The following is a 13,548-nucleotide window of genomic DNA, read 5'->3' as shown; positions in this document are numbered from 1 at the left end:
CCCATGGCCGTCGTCACCGTCCGGTACTGGGCCGGCGCGAAGCGCGCCGCAGGGGTCGATCACGAGATGCTCGCCGCCGACACCGTCGGGCGCTTGCGGGCGGTGCTCGCCGAGCGGCCCGCGCTGCTGCAGCTGAGCGTGGTGGCGTCCTTCCTGGTCGACGGCCAGCGGGCGCACGACACCACGGCGTTGGGCGACGGCGCCGAGGTGGACGTGCTGCCGCCGTTCGCCGGCGGCTGACGCCGTTAGCACCACCGTCCACCGGGCGAAACGGACCGGTCACATGCGCGGGGCACCCTGGAGCCGAGACCGGTCGCCCCGACCCGGTCGTCCGGCGAGAGGTGACGCCATGCCCGACCTGCCGACCGACACCTACGTGACCAACGCGGCCTGGACCCCCGCCGCGCAGGCGTCCCGTCCCGACGTGATCGACGACGTCGCCGACCAGTTCGAACGTCCCGCGGCCGGTGCCGAGACGTTCTGGAGCCAGGAGCGTGCCGTGGCCTGGCCGCGCAGTTCGCGCGGCTGGCGCGGCGACGACGCGGCCCGGCTGCGGGCGGCCTCGTAACCGGCGCCCTCCGACGCGCCTAGGCTCGGGGTGTGAGCGATCGGGTACGGCTGCAGGCGTTCGTGAGCGGGCGGGTGCAGGGCGTCGGCTTCCGGGCGTGGACGCGGGACGAGGCCCGCCGGCTCGGCCTGGCCGGTGCCGCGGTGAACCTCCCCGACGGTCGCGTCGAGGTGGTCGCCGAGGGGCCCCGGGTCGACTGCGAGGCGCTGCTGGCGCAGCTGCACGGCGACACCCCGCCCGGCTCGGTGACCTCGGTCGAGACCGTGTGGTCCGATCCCGAGGGGCTGACGGGGTTCACCGCCGGTTGAACGTCCGCCGCGCGCCTCAGCGGGGGTCCCGGACGCGCAACCCCGCGGAGCGTGCCGCCGCGGCGAGTTCGGCGTCGTAGGTGACCATGTCGTCGGCCGCGACCCGGAGTGCGACCGCGAGATGGAGGGCGTCGGCGGAGCGCAGCCCGCCGGGCAACGTTCCTGCGGTCAGTAGGTCGCCACGGGTGAGGTCGACGAGCGTCACGGTGTCGAGCACCTGCTCGACGGCTGCTGTGGGCACGGAGTCGGGATGCCGGTTCGCCGCGCAGTGCAGTTCGGTGTGCAGCAGCCAGCTCGCGACGAGGTCGAACTCCTCGGCGGACGTGAGCAGGCCGAGCAACGCGGTCGACTCTGCCTCCTCCACGACCAGCTTCATCGCCGCCGAGGTGTCGAGATAGGCGATCACCAGTGGCCGCGGACGTCGGCGATCAGCTCGCCCGTCGTTCGCGCGGAGCTGCCTCGACGGACGGCGGCGAGATCGCTGCGCGGCGCGCGGGGAGGGCGGGCCTGGCCCCGGGCCGCCAGATCGACGAGCGGGATCGTCCCGGGCGGTGAGAGGACTGCCGTCACCCGTCCGTTGTTGGTCACCAGCACGGACTCGCCCGCGGCGACGGCACGCAACAGCTCACCACTGCTGTTACGCATCTCGCGGTGGGTTACGGTCCGCATGTAGCACAGCGTAGCGCGTCGCGAGGGCCCGCGGTCAGCCGGAGGCGTTCGGGCCGGCCCGCTCGATGGCGAAGCGGATCACGACGCGCTGGTCGCGGGCCATCGCCGCGCGGTAGTCGTCCCAGTCGGGGTGCTCGCCCGACACCAAGCGGTAGTACTCGACGAGCAGCTCCATCGCCTCGGGCAGCGCGACGATCTCGGCGGTGCCCTCGACCTGGATCCAGTCGCCGTAGAAGGCGTCGACGAACGCGGTGAGCCCGACGCGCGGGTCGCGGCGCAGGTGCCTGACCTTCATCGCGGTCTCGCGGGTGCTCACCACGACCCGGCCCTCGGCGTCGACGGCCGCCGTGACGGGGGAGAGCTGCGGACGCCCGTCCGTGCGGAACGTCGCGAGGACGGCGTGGTGGTTGTCGCGCAGGAAGTCGCGGGCGGCGCCGGCGTCCACGGGTTACAGCTCCGGAGCCGACAGGGACAGGCGCCGCTGCTCGATGATCAGGCAGCGGTTCTCGACGTAGAGCAGGCCGGCGTCCTCGGCGATGCGGCGTGCCTCGTCCGACGCGATGTGCAGCTGCAGCCACAGCGCGGTCGCGCCGGCGGCGACGGCCTGCCGGGCGACGTCCGGCGCCTGCTCCGACGGCCGGAACACGTCGACCAGGCCGACCTGCTCCGGCACCTGCGCGAGCGACTCGTGCACCTGCTCGCCGAGGATGGTGCCACCGCGCGGATTCACCGGGACGATGCGCCAGCCGTGCTGCTGCATGTGCTCGGGGACGTAGTGCGCGGGCTTCGCGGCGTCGGTGCTCGCACCGACCACGGTGATGGTGTCGTAGCCGCGCAGGATCTTCTCGACCGTCTCGTCGGTGGTCATGCGTCCACAGTACGGTCGGTTTCGTGACGACACCCGGCACTCTCGACTGGCGGACCGCGTCGGCCGGCTCCGACGACCTGCTCGCGGCCCCCGTCGCGTCGTTCCTCGCCGGCTGGTCCCGCGCCGGCGACGTCCGGGTCGCGCCCATCGACCCCGAGCTCGCCGACACCGCGCAGTTCTGCGAGCGGTACGGCGTCGAGCTCGTCGACTCGGCCAACTGCGTGGTCATCGCCGGGCGGCGCGGGGAGGTCACCCGCTACGCGGCGTGCGTCGTCCTCGCGACGACCCGGGCAGACGTCAACGGCGTGGTGCGCAAGCGGCTCGACGCCCGCAAGGCGTCGTTCGCGCCGATGGCCGACGCGGTGTCGCTGTCGGGGATGGAGTACGGCGGCATCACGCCGCTGGGGTTGCCCGCCGACTGGCCCGTGCTCGTGGACGCGGCCGTGCTGGCACGGCCCGTGGCCGTGGTCGGCAGCGGGTTACGGCGTGCCAAGATCGCGCTCCCGCCCGACGCGCTCGCCGCGCTGCCGGCGGCGGAGATCGTCGAGGGGCTCGCGTCCTGACGCTGCGCCGTCCTCCTCAGGCAGGGGAGCGCAGCGGCGCCGGGAGGAAGCTCGCGCCCGGGCCGCGCGCCGCGGCGACGTCCTCGGGGTTCGACATGGCGCACGTCCTCATCGACAGGCAGCCGCAGCCGATGCAGGAGTCGAGCCCGTCGCGCAGTCGGCTCAGCGCGGCGATCTGGTCGTCGAGGCGCTGCCGCCAGGTACGCGACAGCCGCGTCCAGTCCGCCCGCGTCGGGGTGCGGCCGTCGGGCAGCGTGGCCAGCGCGGCCGCCACCTCGTCGAGGCGCAGCCCCACGTTGCGGGCCGCCCGGATGAACGCCAGCCGGCGCAGCACGCTGCGCTCGTAGCGGCGCTGGTTGCCGGTCGTCCGCGTGGCCTGGACGAGGCCCTCGCGTTCGTAGAACCGCAGCGCCGACGCCGCGAACCCGCTGCGCTCGACGACCTGGCCCATCGTCAGGAGATCGGTCGTTCTCACGGCAACAATCCGTCCTTGACCTAGAGTTGGCTTCAACTACAAGCATGGCGGGCATGACTCCAACCCCGCAACCCACCGCCCTCGTCACCGGAGCGTCCCGCGGTCTCGGCCTGGAGCTGGCCCGCGCGCTGACGGCGCGCGGCTGGCAGCTCGTCGTCGACGCCCGCCGCACCGAGGGCCTCGCCGCGGAGTTGCCGCGGGCCACCGTCGTGCCCGGAGACATCACCGATCCCGGCCACCGGGCCGCGTTGGCCGCCGCCGTCGACGCGCACGGCCGGCTCGACCTGCTCGTGAACAACGCGAGCGAGCTCGGGCCCAGCCCGTTGCCCCCACTCGCGGCCCACCCGCTCGACGCCCTGCGCCGCGTGTACGAGACCAACGTCCTCGCCCCGATCGGCCTGTTGCAGTTGCTGCTGCCCCTGCTGCGCGGAGCCGCCGGGACGGTGATCGACGTCAGCTCCGACGCGGCCGTCGAGCCGTACGAGACGTGGGGCGGGTACGGCTCGGCCAAGGCCGCGCTCGACCACGCCGGTGCCGTGCTCGCGGTGGAGGAACCGGACCTGCGGGTCTACACGGTCGATCCCGGTGACATGCGCACGGCGATGCACCAGGCCGCCTTCCCGGGCGAGGACATCAGCGACCGGCCCGAACCGGCGCACGTCGTGCCCGCCCTGCTCCGGCTGCTCGACGCGCAGCCGCCCAGCGGCCGGTACCGGCTGGCCGACTGGGACGCCGGGCGGGTGGCGTCGTGAGCGGCCCGCGCGTGCCGAGCGGTGTGGCGGGCGGTGTGGCGGCGACCGAGCCGCCGTCGGCGCGCGACGGCGTGCGACTGCTCGTGGCGCACCGCGGCGGGGTGGAGCACGCGCGGTTCCCCGCTCTCGTCGACTACCTGTCCGCCGGTGACCTCCTCGTCGTGAACACCTCGCGGACGCTGCCCGCGGCCGTCGACGGCGTGCGCGCCTACGGCCGCGCGGTCACCGTGCACTTCGCCACCGCCCTCGACGACGGGACGTGGGTGGTCGAGATCAGACCCCGGGAGGACGCGGCCGGCCCGGTCCCGGACGCGCGCGCCGGCGAGACGATCACCCTGCCCGACCGGGTGCCGATGCGGCTGCTCGCGGCCCATCCCGCCGGGCAGCGGCGGCTCTGGCGGGCGTCGGTCGCGGTCGAGGGAGGTGTCGCGGCGCTGCTCGACCGGCACGGCCGGCCGATCCGCTACTCCTACGTCGCTCGGCCGCATCCGCTGCCGGACTACCAGACCGTGTTCGCCCGCGAGCCGGGGAGCGCGGAGATGCCGAGCGCGGGACGCCCGTTCACCGTGGAGCTCGTCACCGAGCTGGTCACGCGGGGGATCGCGGTCGCGCCGATCGTCCTGCACACCGGGGTGTCGTCGCAGGAACCGGGTGAGCAGCCGCAGCCGGAACGCTTCCGGGTGCCCGGGGCGACGGCGCGGTACGTGAACACGACCCGGGCCGCCGGCGGCCGCGTCGTCGCGGTCGGCACGAGCGTGACGCGCGCACTGGAGTCGGCGACCGACGACGTCGGTGTCGTGCGGGAACGGCGCGGGTGGACCGACCTCGTGCTCGGGCCCGCCCGCGAGGCCCGGGTGGTCTCCGGGCTGCTGACCGGATGGCACGAGTCCGGTGCCTCCCACCTCGACCTGCTCCGGGCGGTGGCGGGCCGGGAGCTCGTGGAGCGCGCGTACGCCGCGGCGTCGGCGCGGGGCTACCGGTGGCACGAGTTCGGCGACAGCTGCCTGCTGCTGCCGTGACGGGAACTAGTGCTGTGGGCGCAGGGCCGCCAGCAGTGCGTCGTGCAGCAGCCCGTTGCTCGTCGCGGCGCTGTCACCGTGCACCCAGGATCGGCCGTCGACCGCGGTGAAGCGGCCACCCGCCTCGACGACGATCGGGGCCAGCGCGGCCATGTCCCAGAGGGACAGCTCGGGCTCGGCCGCGATGTCGACCGCGCCCTCGGCGACGAGCATGTGCGACCAGAAGTCACCGTAGGCGCGGCTGCGCCAGAGCTGCGCGGTGACCGCCTCGAGGTCGACCCCGCGCTCGCGCCAGCCCCCCAGCGACGAGTAGGACATGCTCGCGTCGGCCAGCTGCGCGACCCGGGAGACGGCCAGCCGCGTGGGCTCGCCACCCAGGGTCGTGCCGAACGCGCCGAGGCCCCGCGCGGCCCACCAGCGGCGCCCGAGTGCCGGCGCCGAGACGACGCCGACGACGGCGTCGTCCCCGTCGAGCAGGGCGACGAGTGTCGCCCACACGGGCACGCCTCGGACGTAGTTCTTCGTGCCGTCGATCGGGTCCAGGACCCAGCGCCGAGCCCCGGAACCGGCAGAGCCGAGCTCCTCGCCCGAGACGGCGTCGTCCGGCCGTGCGCGGGCGAGCTCGTCGCGCAGTTCCCGCTCCACGGCACGGTCGGCGTCGCTCACCGGGGTGAGGTCGGGCTTGGTCTCCACCACGAGGTCGGTGGCGCGAAAGCGTGCGAGCGAGATCGCGTCCGCCAGGTCGGCGAGCCGGCGGGCGAGGGCGAGATCGTCGGTGAAATCGGGCACGGGCGGAGGTTACCGTCGCCGACGACCCTCACGACGTCGACGCCGTGTATGGCAGAGCGTGTGCAGCCCGTGTGCGGGCTGCACACGGGCTGCACACGGGCTGTCCGACACTCGGACGACCAGGGGTCCACGTCGGGACCAGGTGGCTTCTCCTGTCTCGGTGCCGTCCTGGCCTCGTGGGGCGAGACCGCTACCGTCGGGCTGTGATCTCCGACCGCGGCGGTGTCCCGCCCTTCCGCGTGATGCGGGTGATCGACGCCGTCGGCCGCCGCCGGGCCGCCGGCCTGCCGGTCGTCGACCTGTCGGCCGGACAACCGTCGACACCGGCGCCGAGCCCGGTGCGGGCAGCCGCCCGGCGCGCCCTCGACGCCGACCGCATCGGGTACTCCAGCGCGCTCGGCGTGCCGGCGCTGCGCGAGGCGATCGCCGGCCACTACCGCGACCGTGTCGGCGTGGCGGTCGACCCGGCGAGCGTGGCGGTGACCACTGGCTCGTCGGGCGGGTTCCTGCTCGCGTTCCTGGCCGCGTTCGACGCGGGGGACACCGTCGTCATGGCGCGACCCGGTTACCCGGCCTACCGCAACATGCTGGCCGCCCTCGGCTGCCGCGTGATCGAGTTGCCGTGCGGACCGGAGACCCGCTTCCAACCCACCGTCGCGCAGCTGGACGCGCTCCCGGAGCCGCCGGCCGGCCTCGTGCTCGCGAGCCCGGCCAACCCGACCGGCACCATGGTCGGTCCCGACGAATTGCGCGACATCGCGCAATGGTGTCGTGACCACGGGACGCGGTTGATCAGCGACGAGATCTACCACGGCATCACCTTCGGTGAGGTCGCCACGAGCGCCTGGCGGACGCATCGCGACGGCGTGGTGGTCAACTCGTTCTCGAAGTACTTCTCGATGACGGGGTGGCGCATCGGCTGGTTGCTCGTGCCCGACGAGCTGGCCGACTCCGTCGACCGGCTCGCCGGCAACTTCACGATCTGCCCGCCGGTGCTCTCGCAGCTCGCCGCCGTCGCGGCCTTCGACGCGTACGACGAGCTGGACGCCAACGTGGCGCGGTACGCGCGGAACCGCGCCATGCTGCTCGACGCGCTGCCCGCGATCGGTCTCGACCGGCTCGCCCCGGCGGACGGGGCGTTCTACGTCTACGCCGACGTGTCCCGGTGGACCGACGACTCGACCTCGTGGTGCGCACGGGTGCTGGACGAGACAGGTGTGGCGCTGGTGCCGGGTGTCGACTTCGATCCGGTCGACGGCGGGCGTTTCGTGCGGCTGTGCTTCGCCGGGGACGGCGACGAGATCGCGCACGCGGTCGACCTGCTCGGGGCGTGGCTGCCGCGTCACTGATGCCCGAACGGCCGGCCACCCGGGTGGGTGACCGGCCGCTCGCGCCCTGTGGGGTCTGTGGCGAGCCGGCTCAGGAGGCCGCCGTGATGGTCCCCTCGAAGGAGCAGGGGACGTTGACGAAGCCGGAGACCGGCGCCTTGGCCGTCATGTTGATCGAGACGACCTGGACGCGGTTCCCGCCGATCACGTGCATCGCCGGGTTGTAGAGGATGCGGGTGTCGGTGTCGGACGCCCCGACGTGCACGTCCTGCGTGGTGCTGGCGGCACTGCCCTGGTAGGCGACGGGCACCGGCGTGCCGCCGTTCAGCGTCGACGCCGAGAGCGCGGTGATCCGCGCGGAGGTGTTGGCGGGGGGCGTCACCAGCAGCTTGGCCGTCACGCTGCGGCTCGAGCCCGTGCCGGTGACCGTGCACTGGCCCTGATAGCCGAAACCGTCGACGGTCACGGTCGACGTCGTGTCGTTGTCGAACGCGATCTCGTCGAACACCACGGCGCCAGGCCCCTGCGCGCCGGGTGCCCCCTGGGGACCGGCGGCGCCGGCGGCGCCCTTGGCACCCTTCGCGCCCGCGGCGCCGCGCGGACCCTGCTTGCCGATCGTCACCCGCTTGTAGCCGGCGGCGCACTTCCCCTTCTTGTTCTGCAGGGCGAGCTTGCCCTTGGCGTTCGCGCAGGCGGTGACGGGCTTGCCGGCCGACGACGCGGCGGCGTACCCGACACCGCCGGCGGCGACGACGGCGATCGCGCCGACGACGGCGACGACGGCGAGGCGGCGGACGGGGGTGGCGATCTGCATGGTCTCTCCCAGGTCGATGCTGACGCCGGAAGACTCCCGGCCCGCCCTTCGGGAACTCTTAAAGCTCCGGTGAGGCGGGCGCCGCGGGTGCGGGCTAGTTGTAGTGCCCAGCTAGCTGTAATGCCCACGACCGTTGTTGACGGCGTGGCTGGTTGATCGCAGAGAACCTCCGTGCGAGGTGTGGAGCTGTCTAGGACTTCACCCCATCGCACGGAGGTTCCGGTGTCACACGCTAATGCCCGTCTGACGATCCATGCCCGCGTCGAGCTGGTGCGCCGTGTCGTTGAGGACGGCCGGCCGGCCGGTCGCGCACGTCGCTGCCGAGCTGAACTGCTCACGCGCGACCGGCCACAAGTGGCTGCGCCGCTGGCGTGAAGAAGGGCTAGCCGGACTGGCCGACAGATCCTCCACAGCCCACCGGTTACCACGCAAGACACCGCCCGAGATCGAGGCCCGCATCCTCGAGCTGCGCCGGACCCGCAAGCTCGGTCCGGCCCGGATCGCGCCGCTGGTGGACGTTCCCGCCTCAACGGTGCATGCCGTGCTGACCCGCCACGGGATGCACCGGCTGGCGTGGATCGACCGCCCCACCGGCACCCTGGTCCGGCGCTATGAACGTGAGCGGCCCGGCGAGCTGATCCACGTCGACGTCAAGAAGCTCGGCCGCCTGCGTGACGGTGGCGGCTGGCGAGCGCTCGGACGCGACAGCGAAGCCCATCGAGCACATCGCAACGCGCCACGCGTTGGCTATGACTACGTCCACTGCGCCATCGACGACCACACCCGACTGGCCTACGCCGAAATCCACCCCGACGAGACCACCGGCACCTGCGCCAGGTTCCTGCTCCGCGCCGCCGACCACTTCGCCGCCCACGGCATCCCACGCATCGAACGGGTCATGACCGACAACGCCCTGGCCTACCGCCGCGGCCGCGCCTGGCACGACGCGCTGGACACCCTGCACGCCAGCGCGGTATTCACCCGCCGCTACCGGCCCCAGACCAACGGCAAAGCAGAACGCTTCAACCGCACCCTGCTCGACGAATGGGCCTACGCCCAAGCCTTCACCAGCAGCGCCGACCGAGCCGCGGTCTTGCCAACCTGGCTACACACCTACAACCATCACCGCTCACACACCGCGCTCGGCGGACAACCGCCCATCAGCCGCGTCGACAACGCTGCTGGGCATTACAGCTAGCGGCTGACCTGCAGTCGCCGGAAGGCGGCCAGCCGAGCCGGCGTCGAGTGACCCTCGGCCACCCATGCGTCGAGGTGGCAGCCGGTGGCACCCGAGAGGTGCTCGCACCCGGGCAGGCACTGGGTGGCGCCGTCCTCGAGGTCGGGGAACGCCCACAGCAGGTCGTCGGCGGTGACGTGGGCGAGCCCGAACGACCGGACGCCGGGGGTGTCGATCACCCACCCGTCGCCCGCGGGCAGCGCCAGCGCGACCGCGGACGAGGACGTGTGCCGGCCCTTGCCGACGGCGCTGACCGACCCGGTGGCGCGCTCGGCGGTCGGCACGAGCGCGTTGATCAGCGTCGACTTGCCGACGCCGGAGTGCCCGACGAACACCGACTCGTGACCCACGAGCAGCGCGCGGAGCTCGTCGGGCGCCTCGTCCCGCCGCGTCACCACGGCCGGGACGTCGAGGGCGGCATAGTGCTCGACGACCTCGTCGGGGGACGCGAGGTCGGACTTGGTCAGGCACAGCACCGGCTCGATGCCTTCGGTGAGCGCGGCGATGAGACAGCGGTCGACGAGACCGAACGAGGGCGTCGGGTCGGCGAGGGCCGTCACCACGACGAGCTGGTCGGCGTTGGCGACGATGACGCGTTCGTGCGGGTCGTTGTCGTCGGCGGTGCGGCGCAGCACGGTGTCCCGCTCGTCGAGCCGGACGATGCGGGCGAGCGTGTCGGGGGCACCGGTGAGGTCGCCGACCACGCCGACGCGGTCGCCGACGACCATCGCGGCGCGGCCGAGCTCCCGGGCGCGCATGGCGGTGACGAGAGCACCCTCGTCGATCCGGACGCCGTACCGGCCGCGGTCGACGGCGAACACCGTGCCGGTCGCGGCGTCCTCGTGCGACGGGCGGTGCTTGGAACGGGGGCGGGTGCCGCGCGGATTGGCCCGCGAACGGACGTCGTCCTCGTCCATCCGGTGGGTGTCCCGTCGGGCCATGGTCCCCTCAGCCGCCGAGCAGGGTCGACCACATGCCGGGGAAGTCCGGCAGCGTCTTCGACGTGCACGCGATGTCGTCCACCTCGATGCCCGGCACCCGCAGACCGACGACGGCGCCGGCGGTGGCCATGCGGTGGTCGGCGTACGCATGCCACGTGCCACCCCGCAGCGGCCGCGGGCGGATCGTCAGGCCGTCCGGCTCCTCGGTGACGTCACCGCCCAGCGCGGTCAGCTCGGCGGCCAGCGCGGCGATGCGGTCGGTCTCGTGCCCGCGCAGGTGCGCGATTCCGCGCAGCGTCGACGGCGAGTCGGCGAGGGCGGCGAGTGCCGCCAGGGTCGGGGTGAGCTCGCCGACGTCGTGCAGATCGACGTCGAACCCGGCCACCGACCCGGTGCCGCGCACGACCAGGCCGGCGTCGGTCGACGCGACGTCGGCGCCCATGGCGGCGAGCAGGGCGCGCAACGCGTCCCCGGCCTGCGTGGTGCTGGTGGGCCAGCCGGGCACGGTGACGCTGCCACCGGTGACGAGCGCGGCCGCGAGGAACGGGGCGGCGTTGGAGAGATCCGGTTCGACCGGGCGATCACCGCCGGCGACGGGGCCGGGGACGACGGTCCAGCGGCCGGGTGCCGGGGTCTCGACCTCGACGCCCGCCGCGCGCAGGACCTGCACCGTCATCTCGACGTGCGGCTGTGACGGCACCGGCCCGTCGCCGGAGTGCTCGAGCTCGATGCCCTTGTCGTAGCGGGGGGCGGCCAGCAACAGACCCGACACGAACTGCGACGACGCCGAGGCGTCCACGCGCACGGTCCCGCCGGGGACCGAGCCCGTCCCGCGCACCACGAACGGCAGCCGCCCGCGCCCGGCGTCGTTCACCTCGATGCCGGCCTGCCGCAGGCCGTCGAGCAGTGTGGCCATCGGCCGTTCGCGCGCGTACGCGTCGCCGTCGAAGGCGACGTCGCCGGCGGCGAGGCCGGCCACCGGCGGCACGAAGCGCATGACCGTGCCCGCGAGGCCGGTGTCGACGTCCCCGCCGCGCAGCGCACCGGGGGTGACCACCCAGTCCGCACCGTCGTCGCTCACCTCGGCGCCGAGCGATCGCAGCGCGCCCGCCATCAGCAGCGTGTCCCGCGCGCGGAGCGGGGCGACGAGCCGCGTCGGCGACTCGGCGACGGCGGCCAGCACGAGCAGCCGGTTGGTCAACGACTTGGAACCGGGCAGCGCGACGGTGCCGTGCACGGCGCTGTCCGCCGTCGGCGCCGGCCAGGGCTGCGCGGGATGCATGAGCCCAGTCTGCCGCAGGGCGAGACACGCCCGCTCCCTGGTCGCGTGCCTCGCTCAGTGGCGCAGGTCCACCCCGGTGAAGGCAAAGCGGTTGTCGCGGCCGGTAAGCGAGCGGTGCAGGTAGGGCGAGTACGTCTCGACCTCGACCCGGTTCGTAGCCGGGTAGAGGCGTACGAGCCGCAGGTAGCCCGCGCCGCGTCTCATGCTCTGGAAGTTGGTCAGCACCTGATAGACCCGGCGCCCGGCGGCGTCGCGGCTGACCCGCCGTCCCACCGAGTAGTGACCGCCACGATGGGTCGGCGTGATGACGTGCACGTTGAAGGTGAAGCGGACGTTCGCGTGACGACGCACGAACTTCGACCAGACGGCGGTGCCGTCGTTGCGCGCCGGCGAGGACGACGAGGGCAGGTGCCGGTCGCCGGGACGCCCGCGCCGCCGACCGTCCTGACCGAGGTAGTCGTGCGTCAGCAGCACCACCTCCCGGTCGCGATAGCGATGGGCCACCCGGCCGGCCCAGCGCAGCTGCGCGTTCGACGGGCCGTAGGTCAGGTTCAGGACCACGAGACGCAGGCCGCCGGCGTCCAGGAGCTGATAGGTGTTCTGGGACGAGTGGCGCCGGTACCGGCCGTCCACCCGGTAGCCGGGCAGCGACGACACGAGCCGGTCGAAGGCCGCGGGCTCGGCGCGCACCGGCCGCTTCGCCCCGCTGCGCAGGATGTCGTGGTTGCCCGCGGCAACGGTGAGCGGGACCTTGCCGGCCAGGCGCAGCAGGGCCGAGCGCGCGTTGCGCCACTGGCGGCGGTCCTGCAACTCGTCCACGACGTCGCCCTCGTGCAGCACGGCGACGATGTTGCGCTGCGCCCGGCACCGGGCGAGCCACGTGGTCTGCGCGGCGAACATCCCGGGTGCGGACTGACTCTCGTGCTGGGTGTCGGGCAACAGCGCGATCGTCACGTACTTCTCGGTCCGCACCGCCGCGTGGAACGCGTCGAAGCTGGTGGGGTTGCTCCACGTGTAGAGGCCGAAGCGGCCGCGGCCGACCGACGCGTCGACCGCGTGCAGCACCTGCCGGCCGTTGACGAAGGCGCGCAGGTCCGCGCCGACCGCCCGCACCCGCAACCGGTAACCCGTCCCCGCGCGGTAGCCCCCCGGAGCCTCGGCCAGCAGCCGGTACCTGCCCCGCACCTTGGCGACCAGCCGCCGGACGTGGCGCTCGCGGTCGAGCGAGAACCGGTAGAAGTTGTTGCGGTCCACGTAGCGGAACACGAGGCCGAACGCGTCGTCGTCGCGCGACGTCGCGGTGACGGCGAGGTCGTAGTCGCGCCACGCGCCGTTGCCCGAGAGGAGCATCGTCCCGGGGTGCGCGAGGCCGTCGGTCGCGCCCGCGTAGACGTTGCTGCGCTGTCGCGCCGCGCCGCCGCGGGCGGTCCAGCGTGACGGGCCGTGCCGTGTCGTCTCGTCGGTGACGCGCCACCCGTCCAGTCGGCCGTTGTCGAAGGAGTCCTGGAACGTCATGGGGTCGGCGATGCGGGGAGCGCGAGCGGCTGCGGTGCCGGCTGCGGTGGCTGCGGTGTCTGCGGTGTCTGCGGTGTTCAGTGCGACGCGCTGCCGCGGTGTCGCGGGCGGGGCGAGTACGGCGAGGGCGGCGATCGCGACGGTCGTCACCACGGTGACGAGGACGGCGACGGCGCGGGGACGGGCGGGGTTGGCCATGCGTCCCAGGACGCCCGACCGGGACGACGGCCGAGGTGGCGACGCCCGGCGAAACGGACAAATGCTCGTGAACGGAGTGAAACTCCGAGCGCGTCTCCACGTGCAGGTGGCCAATCAGTTCACGGCGCTCGTCGAGCCGGTGAAAGCCGCGCCACGCGCCGCCGATCCGCGACGACGGTCGACACGCGGCCGGCCGTTGTCGTCGCCGGCACGGATACTGGA

The 13,548-nt window shown here is 73.6% G+C and carries 17 protein-coding genes and 1 pseudogene; 8 read left to right on the top strand and 10 right to left on the bottom strand.

Going from position 1 to position 13,548, the window contains the following annotated elements:
- Positions 1-3: 3 nt before the first annotated feature.
- The 3 genes from BUE29_RS04255 (at position 4) to BUE29_RS04245 (ending at position 876) form a co-directional block, all read left to right on the top strand.
- Positions 4-240, top strand: a complete 237-nt coding sequence (locus BUE29_RS04255) for a MoaD/ThiS family protein (protein WP_073386285.1) — start codon at positions 4-6, stop codon at positions 238-240.
- Positions 241-349: 109 nt separating this feature from the next.
- Complete coding sequence (locus BUE29_RS04250) at positions 350-568, top strand: hypothetical protein (protein WP_073386283.1); 219 nt, start codon at positions 350-352, stop codon at positions 566-568.
- A gap of 32 nt (positions 569-600) precedes the next feature.
- On the top strand, positions 601-876 hold the full coding sequence (locus tag BUE29_RS04245) for an acylphosphatase (protein WP_073386281.1): 276 nt from the start codon (positions 601-603) through the stop codon (positions 874-876).
- A 16-nt stretch (positions 877-892) separates the two neighbouring features.
- On the opposite strand, the gene BUE29_RS04240 is transcribed toward BUE29_RS04245, so the two are convergent.
- The 4 genes from BUE29_RS04240 to BUE29_RS04225 are packed head-to-tail and all read right to left on the bottom strand — an operon-like array spanning position 893 to position 2,413.
- A complete protein-coding gene (locus BUE29_RS04240; RefSeq protein ID WP_084180667.1) occupies positions 893-1,282 on the bottom strand; it encodes a type II toxin-antitoxin system VapC family toxin in 390 nt (129 codons plus the stop codon).
- The gene (locus tag BUE29_RS04235) at positions 1,279-1,545 is read right to left on the bottom strand and encodes a type II toxin-antitoxin system Phd/YefM family antitoxin (protein ID WP_073386277.1); all 267 of its coding nucleotides are present in this window, start codon (positions 1,543-1,545) and stop codon (positions 1,279-1,281) included. The genes BUE29_RS04240 and BUE29_RS04235 overlap by 4 nt, the downstream gene beginning before the upstream one ends.
- 34 nt (positions 1,546-1,579) lie before the next feature.
- On the bottom strand, positions 1,580-1,990 hold the full coding sequence (locus BUE29_RS04230) for a PPOX class F420-dependent oxidoreductase (RefSeq protein ID WP_073386274.1): 411 nt from the start codon (positions 1,988-1,990) through the stop codon (positions 1,580-1,582).
- Between the two features lie 3 nt (positions 1,991-1,993).
- Complete coding sequence (locus BUE29_RS04225) at positions 1,994-2,413, bottom strand: CoA-binding protein (RefSeq protein WP_073386270.1); 420 nt, start codon at positions 2,411-2,413, stop codon at positions 1,994-1,996.
- Positions 2,414-2,436: 23 nt separating this feature from the next.
- Here BUE29_RS04225 and BUE29_RS04220 point away from each other — a divergent pair, with 23 nt between their 5' ends.
- Positions 2,437-2,976 carry a YbaK/EbsC family protein gene (locus BUE29_RS04220; RefSeq protein WP_073386267.1) on the top strand — a complete coding sequence of 180 codons (540 nt, stop codon included), beginning with the start codon at positions 2,437-2,439 and terminating at the stop codon, positions 2,974-2,976.
- Between the two features lie 16 nt (positions 2,977-2,992).
- On the opposite strand, the gene soxR is transcribed toward BUE29_RS04220, so the two are convergent.
- Positions 2,993-3,451 (bottom strand): redox-sensitive transcriptional activator SoxR, encoded by a 459-nt coding sequence (soxR, locus tag BUE29_RS04215; RefSeq protein ID WP_073386264.1) that lies wholly within the window; start codon positions 3,449-3,451, stop codon positions 2,993-2,995.
- 53 nt (positions 3,452-3,504) lie between these two features.
- Between soxR and BUE29_RS04210 the strand changes: the two genes are divergently transcribed.
- Both BUE29_RS04210 and BUE29_RS04205 read left to right on the top strand, forming a co-directional pair.
- A complete protein-coding gene (locus BUE29_RS04210; protein ID WP_073387028.1) occupies positions 3,505-4,203 on the top strand; it encodes an SDR family NAD(P)-dependent oxidoreductase in 699 nt (232 codons plus the stop codon).
- Positions 4,200-5,222, top strand: coding sequence for an S-adenosylmethionine:tRNA ribosyltransferase-isomerase (locus BUE29_RS04205; protein ID WP_084180666.1), 1,023 nt, complete (start codon positions 4,200-4,202; stop codon positions 5,220-5,222). The genes BUE29_RS04210 and BUE29_RS04205 overlap by 4 nt, the downstream gene beginning before the upstream one ends.
- Positions 5,223-5,228: 6 nt before the next feature.
- On the opposite strand, the gene BUE29_RS04200 is transcribed toward BUE29_RS04205, so the two are convergent.
- Positions 5,229-6,011, bottom strand: coding sequence for an inositol monophosphatase family protein (locus BUE29_RS04200; protein WP_073386262.1), 783 nt, complete (start codon positions 6,009-6,011; stop codon positions 5,229-5,231).
- 242 nt (positions 6,012-6,253) lie between these two features.
- Here BUE29_RS04200 and BUE29_RS04195 point away from each other — a divergent pair, with 242 nt between their 5' ends.
- Positions 6,254-7,360: an aminotransferase class I/II-fold pyridoxal phosphate-dependent enzyme gene (locus BUE29_RS04195; RefSeq protein ID WP_073387025.1), complete on the top strand. Its 1,107-nt coding sequence runs from the start codon at positions 6,254-6,256 to the stop codon at positions 7,358-7,360.
- A gap of 70 nt (positions 7,361-7,430) precedes the next feature.
- On the opposite strand, the gene BUE29_RS22310 is transcribed toward BUE29_RS04195, so the two are convergent.
- Positions 7,431-8,153, bottom strand: coding sequence for a hypothetical protein (locus tag BUE29_RS22310; protein WP_073386259.1), 723 nt, complete (start codon positions 8,151-8,153; stop codon positions 7,431-7,433).
- 222 nt (positions 8,154-8,375) lie between these two features.
- Here BUE29_RS22310 and BUE29_RS04185 point away from each other — a divergent pair.
- Positions 8,376-9,351, top strand: a pseudogene (locus BUE29_RS04185) (IS481 family transposase).
- Here BUE29_RS04185 and rsgA read toward each other — a convergent pair.
- From rsgA to BUE29_RS04170, 3 genes are read right to left on the bottom strand one after another with little or no spacing between them, the layout of a single operon-like run.
- On the bottom strand, positions 9,348-10,331 hold the full coding sequence (gene rsgA, locus BUE29_RS04180) for a ribosome small subunit-dependent GTPase A (protein ID WP_073386256.1): 984 nt from the start codon (positions 10,329-10,331) through the stop codon (positions 9,348-9,350). The pseudogene BUE29_RS04185 and the gene rsgA overlap by 4 nt on opposite strands.
- Positions 10,332-10,338: 7 nt before the next feature.
- Positions 10,339-11,613, bottom strand: coding sequence for a 3-phosphoshikimate 1-carboxyvinyltransferase (gene aroA, locus BUE29_RS04175; protein ID WP_073386254.1), 1,275 nt, complete (start codon positions 11,611-11,613; stop codon positions 10,339-10,341).
- A 54-nt stretch (positions 11,614-11,667) separates the two neighbouring features.
- On the bottom strand, positions 11,668-13,326 hold the full coding sequence (locus BUE29_RS04170; RefSeq protein ID WP_073386252.1) for a 3-keto-alpha-glucoside-1,2-lyase-like domain-containing protein: 1,659 nt from the start codon (positions 13,324-13,326) through the stop codon (positions 11,668-11,670).
- Positions 13,327-13,548 lie beyond the last annotated feature (222 nt).

It is taken from the genome of Jatrophihabitans endophyticus (assembly GCF_900129455.1).
Taxonomy (GTDB): Bacteria; Actinomycetota; Actinomycetes; order Mycobacteriales; family Jatrophihabitantaceae; genus Jatrophihabitans; species Jatrophihabitans endophyticus.
Note: the sequence above shows the minus strand (reverse complement) of the source record. Positions and strands in the feature narration are given on the sequence as shown.

Bases quoted from the DNA above. Each gene is read 5' to 3' on its own strand.
- BUE29_RS04255 (WP_073386285.1), top strand. From the start codon at position 4: ATGGCCGTCGTCACCGTCCGGTACTGGGCCGGCGCGAAGCGCGCCGCA.
- BUE29_RS04250 (WP_073386283.1), top strand. From the start codon at position 350: ATGCCCGACCTGCCGACCGACACCTACGTGACCAACGCGGCCTGGACC.
- BUE29_RS04235 (WP_073386277.1), bottom strand. From the start codon at position 1,545: ATGCGGACCGTAACCCACCGCGAGATGCGTAACAGCAGTGGTGAGCTG.
- BUE29_RS04225 (WP_073386270.1), bottom strand. From the start codon at position 2,413: ATGACCACCGACGAGACGGTCGAGAAGATCCTGCGCGGCTACGACACC.
- BUE29_RS04210 (WP_073387028.1), top strand. From the start codon at position 3,505: ATGACTCCAACCCCGCAACCCACCGCCCTCGTCACCGGAGCGTCCCGC.
- BUE29_RS04195 (WP_073387025.1), top strand. From the start codon at position 6,254: ATGCGGGTGATCGACGCCGTCGGCCGCCGCCGGGCCGCCGGCCTGCCG.
- BUE29_RS22310 (WP_073386259.1), bottom strand. From the start codon at position 8,153: ATGCAGATCGCCACCCCCGTCCGCCGCCTCGCCGTCGTCGCCGTCGTC.
- rsgA (WP_073386256.1), bottom strand. From the start codon at position 10,331: ATGGCCCGACGGGACACCCACCGGATGGACGAGGACGACGTCCGTTCG.
- aroA (WP_073386254.1), bottom strand. From the start codon at position 11,613: ATGCATCCCGCGCAGCCCTGGCCGGCGCCGACGGCGGACAGCGCCGTG.
- BUE29_RS04170 (WP_073386252.1), bottom strand. From the start codon at position 13,326: ATGGCCAACCCCGCCCGTCCCCGCGCCGTCGCCGTCCTCGTCACCGTG.